16 protein-coding genes and 1 pseudogene are annotated in these 17,821 nt (G+C 69.9%); 8 read left to right on the forward strand and 9 right to left on the reverse strand.

Annotated features, from left to right (window positions below):
- The first annotated feature begins 429 nt into the window (after positions 1-429).
- Genes ACQPYE_RS16770 through ACQPYE_RS16780 form a run of 3 tightly spaced genes read left to right on the forward strand, consistent with a single transcriptional unit; the run spans position 430 to position 3,465 of the window.
- Positions 430-1,740 (forward strand): helix-turn-helix transcriptional regulator, encoded by a 1,311-nt coding sequence (locus ACQPYE_RS16770; protein ID WP_498722240.1) that lies wholly within the window; start codon positions 430-432, stop codon positions 1,738-1,740.
- Positions 1,737-3,053 (forward strand): helix-turn-helix transcriptional regulator, encoded by a 1,317-nt coding sequence (locus ACQPYE_RS16775; protein WP_498722241.1) that lies wholly within the window; start codon positions 1,737-1,739, stop codon positions 3,051-3,053. The genes ACQPYE_RS16770 and ACQPYE_RS16775 overlap by 4 nt, the downstream gene beginning before the upstream one ends.
- A 16-nt stretch (positions 3,054-3,069) precedes the next feature.
- On the forward strand, positions 3,070-3,465 hold the full coding sequence (locus ACQPYE_RS16780; protein ID WP_498722242.1) for an antibiotic biosynthesis monooxygenase family protein: 396 nt from the start codon (positions 3,070-3,072) through the stop codon (positions 3,463-3,465).
- A 505-nt stretch (positions 3,466-3,970) separates the two neighbouring features.
- Here the strand turns inward: ACQPYE_RS16780 and ACQPYE_RS16785 are convergent.
- The 4 genes from ACQPYE_RS16785 to ACQPYE_RS16800 all read right to left on the reverse strand — a co-directional run bounded on the left by ACQPYE_RS16785 (position 3,971) and on the right by ACQPYE_RS16800 (position 6,472).
- The gene (locus tag ACQPYE_RS16785) at positions 3,971-4,780 is read right to left on the reverse strand and encodes a transposase (RefSeq protein WP_498722244.1); all 810 of its coding nucleotides are present in this window, start codon (positions 4,778-4,780) and stop codon (positions 3,971-3,973) included.
- Positions 4,781-5,124: 344 nt separating this feature from the next.
- Complete coding sequence (locus tag ACQPYE_RS16790) at positions 5,125-5,541, reverse strand: DUF6623 family protein (RefSeq protein ID WP_498722245.1); 417 nt, start codon at positions 5,539-5,541, stop codon at positions 5,125-5,127.
- Positions 5,542-5,738: 197 nt separating this feature from the next.
- Positions 5,739-6,299: a hypothetical protein gene (locus ACQPYE_RS16795; protein WP_498722246.1), complete on the reverse strand. Its 561-nt coding sequence runs from the start codon at positions 6,297-6,299 to the stop codon at positions 5,739-5,741.
- A gap of 11 nt (positions 6,300-6,310) precedes the next feature.
- Positions 6,311-6,472: a hypothetical protein gene (locus tag ACQPYE_RS16800; RefSeq protein ID WP_498722247.1), complete on the reverse strand. Its 162-nt coding sequence runs from the start codon at positions 6,470-6,472 to the stop codon at positions 6,311-6,313.
- Between the two features lie 711 nt (positions 6,473-7,183).
- On the opposite strand from ACQPYE_RS16800, the gene ACQPYE_RS16805 reads away from it, so the two are divergent.
- Complete coding sequence (locus ACQPYE_RS16805) at positions 7,184-8,293, forward strand: carboxylate-amine ligase (protein ID WP_498722249.1); 1,110 nt, start codon at positions 7,184-7,186, stop codon at positions 8,291-8,293.
- A 122-nt stretch (positions 8,294-8,415) separates the two neighbouring features.
- Here the strand turns inward: ACQPYE_RS16805 and ACQPYE_RS16810 are convergent, their stop codons facing one another.
- Positions 8,416-9,321, reverse strand: coding sequence for a class I SAM-dependent methyltransferase (locus ACQPYE_RS16810; RefSeq protein ID WP_498722250.1), 906 nt, complete (start codon positions 9,319-9,321; stop codon positions 8,416-8,418).
- A gap of 132 nt (positions 9,322-9,453) precedes the next feature.
- Between ACQPYE_RS16810 and ACQPYE_RS16815 the strand changes: the two genes are divergently transcribed.
- Entirely contained in the window at positions 9,454-10,461 is a 1,008-nt protein-coding gene (locus tag ACQPYE_RS16815; RefSeq protein WP_498722251.1) for an RNA polymerase subunit sigma-70, read from the forward strand.
- 108 nt (positions 10,462-10,569) lie between these two features.
- Here ACQPYE_RS16815 and ACQPYE_RS16820 read toward each other — a convergent pair whose 3' ends face one another.
- Positions 10,570-11,154 carry a dihydrofolate reductase family protein gene (locus ACQPYE_RS16820; protein ID WP_498722252.1) on the reverse strand — a complete coding sequence of 195 codons (585 nt, stop codon included), beginning with the start codon at positions 11,152-11,154 and terminating at the stop codon, positions 10,570-10,572.
- A gap of 113 nt (positions 11,155-11,267) precedes the next feature.
- Between ACQPYE_RS16820 and ACQPYE_RS16825 the strand changes: the two genes are divergently transcribed.
- The 3 genes from ACQPYE_RS16825 to ACQPYE_RS16835 all read left to right on the forward strand — a co-directional run bounded on the left by ACQPYE_RS16825 (position 11,268) and on the right by ACQPYE_RS16835 (position 14,699).
- Positions 11,268-12,956 carry a caspase, EACC1-associated type gene (locus ACQPYE_RS16825; RefSeq protein WP_498722253.1) on the forward strand — a complete coding sequence of 563 codons (1,689 nt, stop codon included), beginning with the start codon at positions 11,268-11,270 and terminating at the stop codon, positions 12,954-12,956.
- Between the two features lie 101 nt (positions 12,957-13,057).
- Positions 13,058-13,906 carry a phosphotransferase family protein gene (locus ACQPYE_RS16830; protein WP_498722254.1) on the forward strand — a complete coding sequence of 283 codons (849 nt, stop codon included), beginning with the start codon at positions 13,058-13,060 and terminating at the stop codon, positions 13,904-13,906.
- Between the two features lie 331 nt (positions 13,907-14,237).
- A complete protein-coding gene (locus ACQPYE_RS16835; RefSeq protein ID WP_498722255.1) occupies positions 14,238-14,699 on the forward strand; it encodes a hypothetical protein in 462 nt (153 codons plus the stop codon).
- A 103-nt stretch (positions 14,700-14,802) separates the two neighbouring features.
- Here the strand turns inward: ACQPYE_RS16835 and ACQPYE_RS16840 are convergent, their stop codons facing one another.
- From ACQPYE_RS16840 to ACQPYE_RS16850, 3 genes and pseudogenes are all read right to left on the reverse strand, one after another.
- Positions 14,803-14,988 carry an acyl carrier protein gene (locus tag ACQPYE_RS16840; protein WP_498722930.1) on the reverse strand — a complete coding sequence of 62 codons (186 nt, stop codon included), beginning with the start codon at positions 14,986-14,988 and terminating at the stop codon, positions 14,803-14,805.
- A 117-nt stretch (positions 14,989-15,105) separates the two neighbouring features.
- Positions 15,106-16,539, reverse strand: a pseudogene (locus tag ACQPYE_RS16845) (amino acid adenylation domain-containing protein); the annotation flags it as partial.
- On the reverse strand, positions 16,536-17,798 hold the full coding sequence (locus tag ACQPYE_RS16850) for a condensation domain-containing protein (RefSeq protein WP_498722931.1): 1,263 nt from the start codon (positions 17,796-17,798) through the stop codon (positions 16,536-16,538). The pseudogene ACQPYE_RS16845 and the gene ACQPYE_RS16850, both read right to left, overlap by 4 nt.
- Between the last annotated feature and the right edge of the window lie 23 nt (positions 17,799-17,821).

The following is a 17,821-nucleotide window of genomic DNA, read 5'->3' on the forward strand; positions in this document are numbered from 1 at the left end:
CCAAAGCGGTAACACCGTATTAGTGCACGGTGCCGTTATGGGCCGAAGCGCGAAGGGGCCAGGCGGGGGTGTGCCGAAATAGTGACATAAATCATATCTGATGCATCTTGACAAGGTCAATAGAATGTGCTTGTACGCACTATGGTCACGGTACGTGCACCGTGATGTCACTCGAGTGGCGTAGTCCGGCTGCCCGTACGCACCTGCGCTGACAAAAGCTTGCTGCATGGCGCGAGGCGGCTGTCGTACGATCGGATTGCCGACACTCTCGGGACCGGGTTCGAAAGGAAACGTTGCCTGGCTCGCGGTCGACGGACCGACGCGCTATTCCAACTCTTCCGTGCATAATCGAACCGATGGGATGCCGAGTTGTCGGTGTGAGCGTGGTGGAAGGCCGCGAACGATATCTGGGGGGATGTCGATCTTACTATGGGTAAGCACACGGGGGAAGATCCATCAGCGGAAGACCGCCAGCTCGTCTACGTGCCGGGCTGGCCGAACACGAAGATCACCAGCCCGGCCTTGCGGCGCGACGACGACCTGTCCAGGGCGCGCCTGCGCGCGACCAGGGCAGTACTGCTGGCGAACCGGGGGGTGAGCCGCGCGGAATCGGTCTCGTTGGCGTCGGAGTCGCTGGTGCTGTCCCGCCACCGCGATTCGGCCTGTGCCTGGTACTGCGTGATGGCGTTGATCTACGCCGAAGAGGTGGACCTGGCCGAAGTGGCGCTGAACCGCTTGGCGGCGGAACCGGTCTGGACCCGGTCGAGGCTGCACCGCGACGTGTTGTCGCTGCTGAGGAGCAGGGTTATGAGCCTGACCGGCCGATTGCGGGAGGCGCACGGCCTGCTGGTGACCGTGCTCGGCGGTGGTGCCGCCACCAGGTTCGACGAGGTCTCGACCGCCTGGCTGGTGGAAATCCTCGCCGAGTTGGGCGAGGTGGTGGCCGCGCGGGACCTGCTCGCCGAGCGCGGCTACTTCACGCCGGACAAGACGATCAGGGACTACCCGCTGCTGCTCGCGGCGGTGGCATCGCTGGAACTGGCGGCGGGACGGCACGAGCGAGGCCTGAACGACTACCTGGCCTGCGGTCGCCAACTGGCCGAACGCGCGGTGTTCAACCCGGCCGTGATCAGGTGGCAGTCCCAGGCGGCGATCTGTTCCGCGGCACTGCACCGTGATCATGTCGCATCGCACCTGGCCGAGGAGGAGTTGGCAGCCGCACGACACTGGGGCACCCCATGGGGCCAGGGGATGGCCTTGCACGCGCTGGCCGTGGCGCGGTCGGACGAAAGCACCTCCCAACTCTTCCGGGCGGCCTGCGCCCAGTTGGAGGTGTCGCCGGTGCGCCGTGGCCAGGTCCGGGTGCGCTACGACTTCGCCACCCATCTCTCGGAACGAAGTGATCCGGGTGAAGCGCGGCAGATGTTCGAACACTCCCTTCGGTTGGCTGAGCAGGACCGCAACGACGTCTGGTCCGCCCGCGCCCGCACCGGAATCGACCGCATGCGGGCCGCCGGTCCGGCGATGTCCTTGACGGTGGAGGAGAGGAACGTGGCCACGCTGGCGCGCATGGGCCTGACCAACGTGGAGATCTCGAGGAAGTCGAACATCACGGTGAGCACGGTGGAACAGCACTTGTCGCACGTCTACCGCAAACTCCGGATATCGAAACGGCAAGACCTGTCGTACGCGATGCTTCACTCGGCACAATCGCGGATGGCGCGGAGCAGGGCCTCATGAGCTGCGCGGTGCGCACTGTCCTGAAAGTGGAGGAGCCCGACCGCCAGAGCCGTGCGGACGTCAACCCGGCCGGTCTCGAAAGGATATTCGGCTTCCGTCCGTACGAACACCGCTCACCGGACACCGCGGGCGCGTACTGCCCCGCCTTGCAGGCGACCGGACTGCTCTTCCGGGGCGAGCAGCGCCTGTCCGCAGTGGCGCAGGCGGAGTCGGCACTGGCGAGCGACCACTGCCTGGCCCACGACAGTTGCGTCTTCTACGCCTTGCTGACCTTGATCTGCGCGGACCGCCTGCGGCTGGCGGAATCCCATTGCGCCCGGATCGCCACGCTGCCGCACTGGTCGGCCGGCACAGTGCCAGGTCGCCTGCTGGCGATCGTGCGAGCCAGGATCCGCCACCTGGCAGGCGATTCGTGCGGCGCGTTGGACATCTTCGCGGACACCATGCCGTACCTGAGCGGGCAAACGCCCACCACAGTGGCGATGACGTGGTGGTCGGAAGCACTGATCGACAGCGGCCGGCCGCGTGAAGCAGTCGGACTGCTGGAGCGCCACCGCGACGAGTTGCCGCAACGAAGCGGGATCGGGGGCTGCGCGCTGCTGGTGGGTGCGAAGGCGGCGGCCGAGGTGGCGACGGGCGACTACACGTCGGCCATCCGCGACTACGTGCTGTCCGGCCAAGACCCGTTGTCGAACCACATGCGCAACCCGGCCGTCGTCCCGTGGCAGACGGGAATCGCGTTGGCGGCCGTGGAACTGGGGGACAAGGAGCGAGCTCGGCATTTCGCCCGAATCGGCCTGACCGCGGCCAGGGCGTGGGGAACGGCGAGCGGAATAGGCCGGGCCTTGTACGTGGCTGCGGTGTCGAGCGACCGCGCCGACATGGCCGACGTGGCGTACGAGGTCGTCAACCTGCTGCGAGCAGCGGATGCGGACAACGAGATGCTGCGCATCATCGTCCCCCTGGGCAGGGCGATGGGGGCCAAGGGAGACCCGTCGATGGCGCGCAAACTCCTGGGTGAAGCCGTGAAGCTGGGCGTGGAACACCGCAACGAACACGTGGTCGTCCAGGCCAGGACGGCACTGCACGCGATCACCGCTCCTCGGAGCCTGACCCCGCAGGAGTTCGCGGTGGCCCGACTGGTGACAGCCGGATACGACAACGAGGTGATCGCCACGATGTTGTCACTGGCGAGGCGCACAGTGGAGTCCCGCCTTTCCTCCGTTTACCGGAAGCTGGGTATCTCGGGCAGGCGGGAATTGATGAACTCGGTCCTGTCGAGCTTCGACCCGAGAGGCCGCCTGTGGAGCTGAGGTGCGAGGGAACCCCATGAACGAGCAACCGAACCTGATCCACTCGACCGTGGGCGCGGTGGTGCTGACCGACGCGGTGGTGGACACCGGCGTAACCATGATCAATATCTTCGAGGTCCCGGTAGCGGAGTCGGACCGCTTCAAACGCCGCTGGCAGGACAACGCCGAAGTGATGTCCAGGCAACCCGGCTTCCAGGGCGCGCAGATGTTCGAGGCGTTGGCCGACGAAGCGCGGTTCCGCTTCGTGAACGTCGTCAAGTGGGCGACGGGGACGGACTTGGCGAACGCGCGCAAGCAGCCCGAATGGCGAGCGTCCGTACAACGTCTGATGGACGACGAGCAACTGCACGTCCGGGCGAATCCGATGGTGTACCGGACGGCGCTGGAGGTAGCCCTCGACGAACAACCGTGACGCCCGTCCCACAGCTACCGGCCCAGCCGCAGGCCCGGACGGGTTGACGGGCGGGAGGTTGGAACGAAGCAGGCGGCCGGACCACGGCCGGAGAACCACCTGCTCGACATCCACGGCGGTCGCGCTGCGCACCCTGGTCGAATCCCGCCCTGTTTGTGGTTGTGGGAACCCTGTGGCCGCACTATTAGCTTGTCTTTAACCTGTTCGGCGAGGTTTGGTGCCCTTCTTGTGGTGGGCCGGTCGGGTGTGTGCTTGGACGGCGGCCAGGACGAGTCCGACGTCGAAGCGTTGCGCGACAACACGATTCTTCGATCCGGCCGGTCGCCCTGGGCCGGGCCGAACAGGTCTGGGTGCTGCTGGGCGGGCGATCTTCGTGTGGAGGTCGCGGAACCCGCGCCGGACGCGGCCGGGGTGAGCTTGGCGGGTTCGGTGGGTCGTTCCCAGGGGTGGCGCAGGTCAGCGACCAGTGGGCGGGCCAGGCGGAGTTGGGCGTGGGCGGCGAGGATCAGCCAGGTCCAGCGGTCGGCGGCCCTCGGGTGAACGCAGCCGGGTCGGGTCCAACCCAGGTTCTGCTCGAACGGGCGGTGTGGTCGATCCAGGCGTTGCGGCGGGTCAGTCGTGGGTGCAGCCGGTTCCAGGCTTGTGCGGTGGCGGTGCCGCAGAGGCGGGTGTCGGTGCGGGTCAGCACGTCCTCGGTGTCCCAGGTGGTCGGTGAGCCGAAGACGAACTCGCCGCCGTGCTTGGGAAAGCGTTCGCCCAAAGGGTTGTGGATCGGGGGTGGGGTCGGGCGGCGCAGCACCCTGTCCGGCCGCATCCGCCCCAGCACGTGCACCGGCAGGTCATCGAGCAGATATGCGATGCGAGGCGCGTCGTAGCCGGCGTCGAGCACTACCAGGATAGCCAGGTCGCCTTGCTTCCAGTGGCTGGCGGCGATCAGTCGTTCGACCACCCAGCGCAGTTGGGCGACGGTCACCGCGGCGACGTCCGCGCCGGGTGGTAACCGGACCGCGTCCAGCGGCGCCGTCCACGAGGTACCGCCGGTCTCCAACGCGGCCGCGAACGAGTACGGCCATCCTGGGACCATGCGGTGCTCGCCTTGCCGCGTCCGTAGACGTGGCAGAACGAGCGACCCGGACAGGTGTCGCCGTCCGGGACGCAGCCAGGGCGAGACGTCCACCGCGAGCACCAGGCGACCGTCCGCCGCACGGGGCAGCGGCAGCCCGGCCAACGCGTCGCGTAACCGATCCGGGTCGATTCGGCCGTTGTTGACCGCGTCATGGAGGCCGCCGTGCCCTCGTCGATGCTCGGGTGCCAACGACAGGTCCGACCAGGGTCCGCACCGGCCCGTCGGCGCCCAGCACGGTGTCGGCCAGTTCGAACAACCCGTCCGCCCGACGGGTCAGACACCGGTGAAACTCCCGCCGGAACGCGGACAACACCCCGAGGGACCGCTTGCGGTCGAGATGGTGCACACCGATCACGCAGCCCTTGGTCGAACATCATTCTGCCGCAAGAGTGATGATCAGCCAGGAGCTGTTTCCGTGATAAACCGGGGCACGCGTCGCCGACCGAGACCTTAAAAGGCAAGCTTAGAAATGAAAAGAAATCAGCCAGTGCGGGAGGCTCACCAGTTGTGCTCGAAGTCGGCGCCGACCGCAGCTAGCCGAAAAAATCCAGAGGGGGTGCCCTGACGAAAAGACGCACAGAGACGCCAATCCCCCAGTTGATGCCGTCCCATCCAACCTCGACCGTCGTCCAAGGTCCTCCGAGTCCTGTCGAGTGGTCCCCCCACCAGCCGAGATCGTCTTTTGGTAGAAATCTGGGGTATCCATCACGGACGTGCACGTTACCGATTTTACTGTGCTCATTGGATGTGAAATACAAAACATGGACTCTGCGCAGGGTTGCCCGCTTGCCCTTGAGGAGGACTGGCGTTGGGATCGGGAAGTGAACCCACAGGTCCTTGCCGTCGGCAAGCGTTACCTCTGGTCCCCCGCCCAAGGTCATCCACGAGGGTGGCGGCGCCTGGGGTACGCCAGCTTGACCATGTACCCAGAAAGCAGATGTTTCGGCCATCGTGTCTCCCGGGGATCGTCGCACAAAGCAGCTCCAGGTGTTGCGAGTGACTACGAAGCCGCTGCGAACGACGTCAATGCAGCCTCGTGATCGGTGCCTCACGTTCCCGTGCTGGCGGTTCGTGGTGCGCAATCACCCGGTCGCTGTTGGGTTCGACGACGCGAGCGGAGGCGTGTCGGGCGTGTTCGGCGGGTCCGTCAGGCGAAGACGTAGGTGCCGACGCCCGAGGTGGTGGTGAGCCCGGGTTCGGTGAGGCAGGCGAGGAGGTCGAGGGTGAGCAGTTCGACGACGTGGGTGGTGGAGTCGCCGGTGAACTTGCCCGCGGTGACCGTCCCGGTTTCGGTGATGACCAGCGTGCCCAGGACGTAGGTGGCGGACCGGTTGTAGCTGATCGTGCTGGTCTCTCCGGTGTTCCAGGTGATGGTGTACGAGCCGCTGCCGGACGCCGCGAGGGTCGTGCACGATCGGTTGAGGCCGCGCACGGTTGCCCGCACGTACCCTCCCGTCACGGCCGGGTCGGTGGAGGACGTGCACGACAGGACGTTGTGCACGTCGACGTCCACCGGCCGTGGTGCGGTCAGCAGACCGGGGGAGTAGGACACCGACTCGTTCTCCGTGCAGAGGAGATCGACCGGTGCCGCGTGTGCGGAGGATGAGGAGAACAGCAGGGACGACGCGATCAGCGCGGTCGTGGCGGAGAAGGCAGCCTTCGCCCAGGCGGTGTTCTTCGAACCGTCGGAGCGGTTGTCCGTTTCCATCGTTGGCCGGTTCACCGGGCGGCGGTGACGGTGACGGTGCCGCTGACGTTGGTCAGGCCCTGTGGGGTGAGGCAGGCGGTGAGGTCGGCGGCGGGCAGGACCTTGGTCTGCACGACGGTCGCGCCCTGGAACAGTCCGCCGACAACGATGACGATCAGTGAACGCAGACGCATGAGGATCCCGTTCTCGCGAAACTGATGGATGGGTCGAGTTTCGCGACCGGCTCGTCCGTCCTCAATCGGCTGAACGGCTTGCGGTGGGACACGCAGACCGCGAACCTCGGTGTCAGCGCACCGGCGGCCGGCCCACAATCGCCGTGGTGGCGGGGAGATCGGCCGGAGAGCGGCGAGCCCGTACGACCGCGGGCCGAACCGCACCTCCGATCACCTTCGCCATCGCGATGGAGCAACAGCAGGCTCGGTGTGACGTTCGAAGGCCCGTGCCCGGCACGTGCTCGACCTCTGAGCTGCTGGTCGCACTTCGAGGCCTCCATCAGCGCGTCGATGGAGGTGTCGGGTCCGGATGGGCGTCACTCTGACCGGTGATCGGGGTGGAACGGTGGCAGGCGGCGGCGGGACTGCCCTTGCGCCGCCGGGGGCACGCCGGGCGTGCCTGTCCAACCCGGCATGCCTGGGGGAGCCCCCAACGCGGGTTACCGACCGTCTCGCGGAGGGCAGTGAGTCGACCGGAGCGGTTCGGTGTCGGGAATGTGGCGGATCGTGTCGACTTGTCATCCGTCCATGGTCTGAACGGGCTATCGGTTTGCAATTGGTGACCGCGGGTAATACCCGGGTCCCGACCGGTGGTGATCAAACGTGTGAGCGAGGCAGGCGATGGCGTCGTTTTCCCCTGTGCTGTGGTCTGCGGATCCGGGTGTGCCCGGTGTGCCGACAGTCGGCGTGGAAGAGGAGTTCCTGCTGGCGGACCTGTCCACCGGGCACCTGCTCCCGATCAGCGCCCACGTCGTCGAGGTGGCCGGCGATCTGGGCGGTGCGCTGGAACTGGAGCTGACCAGGGCGCAGGTGGAGATCAACACGCCGGTGTGCCGGACCATGGCGGAGGTGCGCGAGCAGTTGACGTCCCTGCGCTCCAACGCCGCCGAGGCGGCGGCGCGGTGTGGCGGCAACCTGCTCGCCGTGGGCACGGCCCTGGCCGACGACGCACCGGGACCGCCGATCACCGACGACCCGCGGTACCACAGGATCAACAACGCATACGGGCAGCTCGCGCCCGAGAACGTCGTGTGCGGGTGCCACGTCCACGTCGAGGTGCCCGACCGGGAGACCGCGGTCCAGGTCTGCAACCACGTCCGGCCGTGGTTGCCCGTGCTGCTGGCGCTCACCGCGAACTCGCCGATCCACCACGGCGTCGACACCGACTACGCCAGTTGGCGGTCGGTGATCGTCGGCCGCTGGCCGTGCGCCGGCGCTCCGCCGTACTTCGAGTCGCTCGCGCACTACGAGTCGGCCGTGGACATGGCCGTCGGCTCCGGCAGCGTGCTCGACGAGAAGATGGTCTACTGGGACATCCGGCCGTCCTCCCACCTGCCCACCGTGGAGGTCCGGGTGAGCGATGTGCAGTCCACCGTGGATGAAGCCGTGCTGTTCGCCGCTCTGGTTCGGGCGCTGGTCATGACGTCGTTGCAGTCCATCGAGGACGGTGTCGAAGCACCTCGGGTCAGCGACGACGCGCTGCGCATGGCGTACTGGCGGGCCGCGCGTGACGGACTGGACGGCGTGGGCGTCGACCTCGACACCATCCGGCCCGTTCCGGCCGTCGACCTGCTGCACCGCCTGCTGCGCCACGTCGAACCCGCGCTGACCACGACGGGTGACTTGCAGGCCGTGAAGACCCTCGTGGGCGAGTTGGTCACGGACGGCAACGGTGCGAGCCGGCAGCGACGGGTCTTCCGCCGCGACCACGCCGTGACCGACGTCGTGGCACTGGTGGCACAGCACGCCGAGCAAGACCGTTCACCGGACAACGTCGCCTGACGACGTCGGTCGGGAGAGGAGCGCTTCCCGCTCCTCTCCCGCCGCAGGCGTTATAGACCTTCTGCCGCAACAGCGACCCTGGAGGTCAGGGCTCCGGCCCGACGTGCGCGGCCGGACGACGGTCACCGGGCGATGGGCTTGTCCAGCACCAGCGCCGAGTAGCGGCAGGCGGCGCCCCAGACGAGGTGGGCGCGCACGCTCTCGTCCACGCGCCGCCAGTCGTTACGGGTCAGGTCGCGCAGTCCCGGCCAGCGCAGCCGCAACGCCCGGCGGCCGGCCTCGCTGGACGTGACGCGCAGCGCCGGGCGGGCGAGCCGCATCGGAAGTCCGAGCACCGGGCGCGTCCAGTCGTGCACGGCCCGGACGGTGAAACCGGCGTCGGCGGCCTTCCCGGTGTACCGGGCCAGGGGCTCGATCTGCTCGAAGTGCCACGCGGTCCGGACCACGCGGTCCGGGTCCACGTTGTCGATCGTGGTCGGGTCCGGATCCCGCCAGGTGAAGTCGACCAGCACCAGCCGCCCGCCCGGCCGCAGCAGCCGGAAGCACTCGGCCAGGAACGCCCGCCGCCCGTCCGGCCCGAAGTGGAAGGCGGCCTCCAGGCAGTGCACCCGGTCGAACGTGCCGTCAGCCAGCTCCACGCCGTCCGCGCTCGGCGGTGGCGCGGTGACGTCGGCGACCGCGAACCGGGTGTTCGGCCTGCTCCCGAACCGCCGGCGGGCCTCGGCGACCTGCTCGGGCTGCACGTCCAGCCCCACCGCGTCGCAGCCGCGTTCACCCAGCAGCGCGGTGGACAGACCCCGCCCGCAGCACGCGTCGAGCACCCGGTGCCCCGGCCGTGCGTCCAGCAGCGCCAGCGACCGCCGCAGCAACCTGCGCTGGAACCACCCCACCCCGCCCACGAGCAGCGGCAACGTCGGCACGGTGAAGTGGCCGACGTTGACCAGATCACCCCAGCCGACGTGCCGCAGCACGCGGAACAGCACGTTGGCGTCGCTGTAGGAATCGGCGATGTGCCACTCGTCGGTCATGGCGATGATCCTCCCCCGGTCGTTCGGAGTCGGGTGGCGAACGGCCCGGTGTCAGCGGCTTCGCCGATCAGAAATCCTCCGCCACGTCGTCAGTTCTGGCAGCCCCTCGCACCGGTGGAAGGATTGACGACCATGACCGACGCCACACCGCTGGGCGCCGACGAGGCCACGTTCATCGCGGCGGCCCGCTCAGGCGACACGGCGCGGTTCGCGCTCATCACGGAGCGCCACCGGCGTGAGCTGCAGGTGCACTGCTACCGGATGCTCGCGAACTACGAGGACGCCCAGGACATGACGCAGGAGACGTTCCTGCGAGCGTGGAACAAGCGGGAGTCGTTCAAGGGCCACGCCGCGCTGCGGACCTGGCTGTACCGGATCGCGACGAACGCCTGCCTCGACTTCCTGGACAAGCGCAACGACCGCACACCCGTGCCGTCCGGGCTGGCGGACTCCGCCTCCGAGGTGCTGTACCTGCAGCCGTACCCCGACCGGGTGCTCCCCGAGGACCCGCAGGAATCGGTGGTGGCGCGGGAGACGATCGAGCTGGCGTTCATCGTCGCCGTCCAGCACCTGCCGCCGCGGCAGCGGGCGGTGTTCATCCTGCGCGACGTCCTCGGCTGGCCGGCATCGACGGCCGCCGACGCCCTCGGGTTGACCGTCGCATCGGTGACCAGCGCACTGCAACGGGCGCGCGTGACGATGCGCGCGCAGCTGCCCGACCGCCGCCTCGACTGGCGGGGCCCCGCCACCCACGAGCTGTCGAACGACGAGCGCGGCGTGGTGAAGTCGTACATCGACGCCCATGAGCGCAACGACCTCGACGGGCTGATGTCCCTGCTGCGCCACGACCTGCGCTTCGCGATGCTGCCAGAGTCGGGCACCTCGGTCATGACGGCCGAGGACGCGGTGGACGGCTGGGTCTCCGGCGGGCTCTTCCAGCGCGGCCACGACGACTGGCGCGGTATCGCCACGACGGTCAACCGCATGCCTGCCGCCGCGCTGTACCTCCGCACTCCCGACGACCCGGAGCACCGGCTGTTCGCCATCGCGGTCCTGCGCGTCGTCGACGGGAAGATCGCCGAGCTCATCGGATTCGACGCCACCGACAAACCGTGGCTGGACCTGCCCCCGGCCCTGTGATCACACCTGTCCCATCGTCATCTCCGGCGAATCGGTCAACGGCTCGTTCGGAACGCGAGGAAGGTGCCGGGGGCAGGTTCCCTCACGAGCCCACGGTCTGGCCCGTGCTCATCGCCTCGTCTCGTAGCGGGTCAGCACCACGCCGCCGGGGAACGTCCGGGTCTCCACCAGGGCCAGGTTCACCCAGCTGTCCAGCGCGGTGAAGAACGGCGTGCCGCCACCGACCAAGACCGGCACGGTGACCAGCACGTACTCGTCGACCAGCCCGGCGCGCATAGCCGCCCCGGCGAGCGTCGCGCCGCCGATGTCCATCGGGCCGGCGTCCTCTGCCTTGAGCCGGGTGATCTCGGTGACCGCGTCGCCGGTGACCAGGCGGGTGTTCCAGTCGACCTCGTTCACCGTCGAGGAGAACACCACCTTGGGCATGTCCCGCCAGCGGCGGGCGTACTCGATCACCGCCGGTGTGGCGCCGGGCTGCTGGTCGGCGGTCGGCCAGTGGGGACTCATCGCTTCCCACAGCTTGCGCCCGTACAGCGCCAGGCCCGTCGCCGCCACCCGGTCGGACCACCACTGGAACAGCTCGTCGCCCGGTGACGAGTCCGGTCCCTCACCTCCGCTCCAGCCGAGGTCGTCGCCGGGCGCGGCGGTGTAGCCGTCCAGGGTCACATTCATGGCGAAGGTCAGTTTTCGCATGGCGTCAGCCTCCAGTGAGTCGATCTCACAGGTACAGACGGGCGCGGCGCGAAAACCTGATCTGTCCCTTGGGATGAAGCGGGAACCGCTTGGTGGCTCACTAGGATCGCCTGATGCGGACCGCCTTGGTGATCACTGCCGATCGGTATGCCGACCTTCCCCGTTTGCGCGCGCCGCGCCACGACGGACGGCGGCTCGCCAAGGTGCTGGCCGATCCCGGGATCGGCGACTTCCGGGTCGAGGTGCTGGCCGACACCAAGGCGGACCGGATCCGGCGGCGCGTGAACGAGGTGTTCGCCGGGGCGGGCCTGGACGACGTGGTGCTGCTGTACTTCTCGGGCCACGGCGTGAAGGACGTGTCGGGCGAGCTGTACCTGGCGGCCGTGGACACCCGGCGGGACCTGCTGCCCGCCACGGGCGTGTCCGCGGCGTTCGTGCGGGACCTCGTGGACCACTGCCGGGCGCGGCAGGTGCTGGTCTGGCTGGACTGCTGCTTCGGCGGGGCGTTCCCCGCGGGGCGGACGCCGAAGTCCGGCGGCGGCGACGTGGACGTCGTGCACCAGATCGAACCGGCGCAGGGCTGCGCGGTCATGGCCGCCTCCACCGCGATCGAGTACGCCTACGAACGCGGCGGTGACGTCGAGGGCGAACCGAGGAGCTCCTACTTCACCCGCGCACTGGTCGAAGGGCTCTCGACCGGTGACGCCGACCTCGACGGCGACGGGCACGTCGACGCCGACGAGTTGTACCGGTACGTCTACCAGCGGGTCGTGGCCGAGACGCCCTGGCAGCGCCCGACCCGCAGCGGCCAGGTCACCGGCGACCTGCGTGTCGCCCGAAGCCCGCGCGGCCCCCGGACCGGCGAGGCGACCGACGACGTGGCGCTGCCACCGGCACGGCGCACCCGGTGGCGACTGGCCGCGTACCCGGCCGTCGCCGTGCTGGCCGCCGCGGCGACGTGGTTCGGCATCGCCGCCACGGCCGGTGGTGACGACTGCGCGACCGGGACGGTCACGGTGGTCGGGAACACCGCGTTCGGCCCGACCCTGCGCGCGCTGGCCGGCAAGTACAAGGAGAAGTGCCCGTCGACGGCGATCTGGGTGAACGACTCCAACTGGCCGTTCTTCGACGTGGACAAGTGGCCGACCGCGAACCCCGGCCTCGCGGTGATCTCCGACGAGACCGTCACCGACCCGAAGGTGACGTCGACCCCCGTGGCCGTCGGCCTGTACTCCGTGGTGGTCAACGAGGGCGTCGGCATCACGACGCTCACCACGGAGCAGTTGCGGGAGGTCTTCACCGGCGCCCACAGCCGCTGGTCCGCGCTGGGCGGACGGGACGTGCCCATCCGCATCGTCGGCCGGAACTGGCAGTCGACGTTGCGGTCGAAGTTCGAAGAGCGGCTCGGCGCGCCCGACCCGCGGGTCACGTCGGACGACTGCGAGAACCTCGGCCGACCGGCGCCTGTGGTGCGGTGCGAGCGCTCGACCTCGGAGGAGGTGCTCGACGTGGTCGACCGGGTCGACGGCGCGGTCGGTTATGCGGTGACTTCGGACGCCACGCCGTTCTCGCACGTCATCCGGGTCAAGATCGACGGTCGGGAGCCGGACTTCGGCTTGGCGGAGGCCGGCGCCTACCCGTTCTGGAGCGTGCTGCGCCTGCACACCCTCGGCGCGCCCGACGAGGACGTGGCGTCGTTCCTCCGGTTCCTCGGCGGCGACGCCGCGGCCGGCGTGGTGCTGCGCGAGCATTTCCTGCCGTGCTCCACGGGCGGGACCCGCTCACCGCTGTGCGAACGATGAGCGGCCCCGGGGAACGCGGGCACAGGGTTTGAACCGTGGCTTTCGGGACCGGCGCCGCTCGCGCGATCGCGGAAGGGGCACTGGGCCGTGACCCTGGTCCCGTGGTGGTTGTCGACAGCAGTTCTCACCACGTGTTCGTCGGCGCCGACGTCATCGTGAAGATCATCGACGCGGCCGGCCACGCCCGGTTGGACCGGGAGATCGCGCTCGCACCCCACCTGCCCACCGGCCTCACGGCTCCGCTGCTCGCCGGCGGGCTCCACCGACTGGGCGGGCGTGAGGTCCGCTACGCCTGCTACACCCGCGTGCCGGGGACGTCACCGGGCATGGGCATGCCCGGAGTGGACGGCGCGACCGCCCGCCGGTTGGCCGAGCAAGCCGTCCAGCGGCTCGACGAACTGCACCACTGGACACCAGCCGGCCAGGCGGCGCGAACACTCGCGCAGCCCGTCGACCACGGCGGGTTCACCGGTCGGGCCGCGCTCGAAGCCGGGATCGAGAACCTCGCCGCCCGGGACCGTGACGCTGCCGTCCCCCACCGCGTGCTCGACGGTCTGGCGGCGATCGCGCAGCGCGCACCGCTGCACGCACGAGCAGCCGTCCCGGTCCACGCGGACTGCCACTGGGGCAATTGGCTCGCGCACCACCGGACCGTGACCGCGCTGCTGGACTTCGAATGGGCTCGCTTCGGCGATCCGGTCGACGACTGGTTCTTCCTGGCCCGGTTCAGCGGTCGGCACCGGGAAGCCGTCCTCGACGTGATCGCCGGCGCGTCGGCGACCTCCCCCGAGGACTTGCGCACGCAGTGCGAGGTCCGCGAAGCGGCCTACCTCACCTCCGACCTGGGCGTCGCGCTCGACCGCCGCGACCCTCCGGAACGGACCGCCTCCATCATCCGCGATCTCGAAGAACTCGTCGTCGGCCGCCTCTGGTGGCGCCACGCCCGGTGACGCCGACACCCGCTGGTGCGATGAGCACCTACGTCGCCGCGCGGTCCGGTACCGGACGCGTCCACCGGGCGTGCCGGGCATTCTGCTCCAGCGCGAACGTCTCTCACCGCTCGTGCAGCCGGGACCGAGTGGGTTGGCGTGCCTCGGTCCCGGCCGCGCTCCGTCACCGTCATCATGCCCTGGGCGTCGATGGTGATCAGGTTGTCGAGCAGGAGGTAGCGGCGGCGGCGTCACTGCGTGCGGGCGGTCGTATGGTTCGACAGGCCTCCGGGCAGCTACCGTGGGGGCACACCGCCGACAAAGGGTCCTGCTCCGCTTTGGAGGTCTTGTGGTGTTCTTGCGTTTTCTGACCCGAGTGGCCGGTGTGTCGATCCTGGTGGTCGGTCTGCTGGCCGGTGTGGTCGTCGGCACGGCCAGTGCCTGCCAGTGCCTGCCCGGCGGGGAGCCCGAGCGGTACGCGCGTGCCACCCACGTGTTCGCCGGTGAGGTGATCGGCAAGGTCTACGAGTCGCAGAGCAACCTTCGCTACACCTTCAAGGTCGGCGACGAGTACAAGGGCGACGTCCCCGACGTCGTCGTGGTCGGGACCTACGGGGTGGCGACGGCGTGCGGACTGGTCTACCTGCAGGTCGGTGACGAGTACTTGATGTTCACCACCCTCCGGGGCGACAGCCTGCGGACCAGCACCTGCGACGGGAACCGGCCCGCTTCCCTGGGCCCGCCCATCACGGAGTCGACCACCAGCGTCGCCTCCGCGGCCGTCTCCTCACCGTGTGACGCGGCCGTGGCCTGAGCACGTCGGTGCGTCCGGGAGCACGTCCTCCCGGACGCACCACCCCGTGCCCGGCGACGGCACGGATCCACCGGGTGTCGAGTGGGCGCACAGCGCGGGCGGCTCAGCCGGTGGTGCGCGCCTCGACCAGTTTCGCCAGCAGGCGTGGTGTGGGGTGTTCGAAGACGTCCCGCACGCCCAGGCGGACGCCGACGCGCTGGTGCAGGCGGGTCAGGAGTCGGACGGCGACCAGGGAGTCGCCGCCCAGGTCGAAGTAGGACGAGTCGGCGTCGACCGGGGCGTCGAGCACTTCCCGGTACGCGGCCTCGACGTGGGTCAGGACGTCGTGCGCGTCGTCCTCGACCGGTGCGGGCGGCCGGGAGGTGAACTCCGTGCGCAGGGCGGCGACGTCGACCTTGCCGGTGGCGGTGAGGGGCAGGGACGAACGGGCGTGGACGTGGTGGGGCAGCATGGTGCGGGGCAGGCGTGCCTCCAACGCGCGCATCACGTCGGCGGGGGTGGCCGGGTCGGTCGCGGACGGCAGGTAGACGCCGATGAGCGTCGGGTGCTCGCCGTCGACGGCGAACACGGTCGCGGTGGTCACGCCGGGGCACGCGGTCATGGCGCGTTCCACCTCGGCCGGTTCGACCCGGACCCCGCGCACCTTGAGCTGCCGGTCGCCGCGGCCGATGAACGACAGGCCGCCGTCCGGGCGGGTGCGCACCAGGTCGCCGGTGCGGTAGGCGCGTCCGGCGCGGCTCGGGGCGAACCGCTCGGCGGTGAGGTCCGGGCGCCGGTGGTAGCCCCAGGCGACGGTGGGTCCGGCGACGGACAGCTCGGCGACGCCGCCCTCCCGCGGTGTGAGGATCTCCTCGATGTGCGGCAGGGCGTGGCCGATCGGCACGTCGTCGGTGTCGCGCAGGGCGCGGCCGACCAGGCCGCCGATGTCGGCGGCGTGCGTGACCATCACCGTCTCGGTCTGGCCGTAGGCGTTGACCAGCCGCACGTGTTCCGGGACGTGCTCGGACCACAACCGCACGGTGCGGGCCCTCGCCTCCTCGCCGCCCATGACGACCAGGCGCAGGCTCGCCGGCAGCGGCTCGCCGGTGGTGACCAGGTGGTCCACCAGCTCGTTCCACAGGGCGGTGGCGAGGTTGACCACGGTGACGTCGCGGTCGGCGACCACGGCGAGCAGGGTGGCCATGGACGCGTCGGCCGTGCGGTCGTCGCACACCAGGGCCGCGCCGCCGAACAGCGTCGGGTAGATCTCCTCGCCGCTGGTGTCCCAGATCAGCGGGGTCAGGTTCAGCACCCGGTCCTGTTGCGTGATCCCGTACCGCTCGCGCAGCGCCGTGCCCGCGGTCAGCACCGCCCGGTGCGGCACCAGGACGCCCTTCGGGACGCCGGTGGACCCCGAGGTGAACATCAGGTAGGCGAGGTCGTCGGGCGAGACGTCCGGGGTGGACTCGTCGGCGCGCCCTTCGAACGACACCGGCGTCACGTCGAGACCGTGCAGGACGGGCGCCAGCGCGGCGAGGGTGGCGTCCCGGGCGAGCACCGCGACGGCGCCACCCGTCCTCAGCGCCGACCGCAGGCGGTCCCGGGGGTCGCCAGGGGACACCGGCAGGTACGCGGCCCCCGCGTGCAGCACGCCCAGCGCCCCGGCGACGGTGCTCCAGTGCCGTTCGGCCGGCACCGCCACCCGCGCGCCGCGGGGCACGCCGTGCGCGGTCAGCACGCCCGCGATCCGCCGCACCTCGGCCAGCAGCTGCCGGAACGTCAGCTCGCGGTCGCGGTCCAGCAGGGCGGGCGCGTCCGGTGTGGCGTCGGCGACCCGTGCCAGCTCGGCGGTGATGCTCACCGGGGATCCTCCAGGTGCTCGCGGAGCAGGGTCAGGTAGTCGTCGGCCAGCGCGGCGGCCGTGGCGTGGTCGAACAGGTCGGTGCTGTAGGCGGCGAAGCCGACCAGTCCCGCGCCGTCCCAGGCGAGTTCCAGCTCCACCTCGAACTCGCTGGTGCGGCTGGGCAGCGGCACCGGGGTGGCGGTCACGCCGGGCAGCCGCAGGTCGTCCTCGGCGAAGTCCTGGACGGTGAACACCGCCTGGAACAACGGGGTCCGGGTGAGGTCGCGCGGTGGTGAGACCGCCTCCACCACCTGCTGGAACGGCACATGCCCGTCGTCGTAGGCGTCGAACGCGGCCGACCGCACGCGGTGCAGCAGCCCGGTGAACCCGGACGTGCCGGACACGTCGACGCGCAGCACGACGGTGTTGGTGAACAGGCCGATCAGGGCTTCCTCGTCCGGACCTTCGCGACCGGACAGCGGCACGCCGACGCTCAGGTCGTCGACCCCGGATCGCCGGGCCAGCACGGCGAAGAAGTTGGCCAGCAGCACCATGAACAGCGTCGCGCCGTGCCGCCGCGCGCAGTCCCGGACGCGCCGCACGAGGTCCGGGTCGACGGTGAGCGGGACGCGCCCGCCGCGCGGCGACCGGATCCGGGGCCGCGGCCGATCGGTGGGCAGCGCGAGCGGCGGGGCGCCGCGCAGCCGCTCGCGCCACCGGGCGAGGGCCTCGACGTCGGGCGGCTCGGCGGACGCGCGCCGCACGTGCGCGGTGTAGCTGTCGCGCAGCGGCGGTGGCGGCTCGCCGCGGTAGAACGCGGCCAGGTCGCCGCAGAAGACCGGCAGCGACAGGCCGTCCGCGCAGATGTGGTGGAGCACCACCGAAAGGATGTGGTGGTCATCCGCCAATCGCACCAGCAGTACCCGGAACGGGTTCTCCGCGTCCAGTCGAAAAGGCCGTAGAACGTGATCTTCGTTTTCTCGGGCGGCCTCGGCCTCGGCATCCGGGTGCCCGGATAAATCGACCCGTTTGGCGGATGCGTGGGCCTCCGGCAGCACAACCTGTCGCGGTTCGCCGTCGCTCAGGTCGATCCGGGTGCGCAATGGTTCATGCCGTCGGACCAACGCCGACAACGCGGCGTCGAGCACATCGGCGTCGAGCGGTCCGCGCAACCGGTGGGCGAACGACATGTGGTATACGCTGGTGGGTCCGTCGAATTGTTCGGTGAACCAGATCCCGTGCTGCGCGGGGGACAGCGGCGTGCTCGTGGCCGCCATCCGGATTTCTTCCTGGGTCACAT

It is taken from the genome of Actinosynnema sp. CA-299493, from assembly GCF_050946825.1.
In the GTDB taxonomy this organism is placed as follows: Bacteria; Actinomycetota; Actinomycetes; order Mycobacteriales; family Pseudonocardiaceae; genus Actinosynnema.

Bases quoted from the DNA above. Each gene is read 5' to 3' on its own strand.
- ACQPYE_RS16770 (WP_498722240.1), top strand. From the start codon at position 430: ATGGGTAAGCACACGGGGGAAGATCCATCAGCGGAAGACCGCCAGCTC.
- ACQPYE_RS16775 (WP_498722241.1), top strand. From the start codon at position 1,737: ATGAGCTGCGCGGTGCGCACTGTCCTGAAAGTGGAGGAGCCCGACCGC.
- ACQPYE_RS16780 (WP_498722242.1), top strand. From the start codon at position 3,070: ATGAACGAGCAACCGAACCTGATCCACTCGACCGTGGGCGCGGTGGTG.
- ACQPYE_RS16790 (WP_498722245.1), bottom strand. From the start codon at position 5,541: ATGGCCGAAACATCTGCTTTCTGGGTACATGGTCAAGCTGGCGTACCC.
- ACQPYE_RS16795 (WP_498722246.1), bottom strand. From the start codon at position 6,299: ATGGAAACGGACAACCGCTCCGACGGTTCGAAGAACACCGCCTGGGCG.
- ACQPYE_RS16800 (WP_498722247.1), bottom strand. From the start codon at position 6,472: ATGCGTCTGCGTTCACTGATCGTCATCGTTGTCGGCGGACTGTTCCAG.
- ACQPYE_RS16810 (WP_498722250.1), bottom strand. From the start codon at position 9,321: ATGACCGACGAGTGGCACATCGCCGATTCCTACAGCGACGCCAACGTG.
- ACQPYE_RS16815 (WP_498722251.1), top strand. From the start codon at position 9,454: ATGACCGACGCCACACCGCTGGGCGCCGACGAGGCCACGTTCATCGCG.
- ACQPYE_RS16820 (WP_498722252.1), bottom strand. From the start codon at position 11,154: ATGCGAAAACTGACCTTCGCCATGAATGTGACCCTGGACGGCTACACC.
- ACQPYE_RS16825 (WP_498722253.1), top strand. From the start codon at position 11,268: ATGCGGACCGCCTTGGTGATCACTGCCGATCGGTATGCCGACCTTCCC.
- ACQPYE_RS16850 (WP_498722931.1), bottom strand. From the start codon at position 17,798: ATGGCGGCCACGAGCACGCCGCTGTCCCCCGCGCAGCACGGGATCTGG.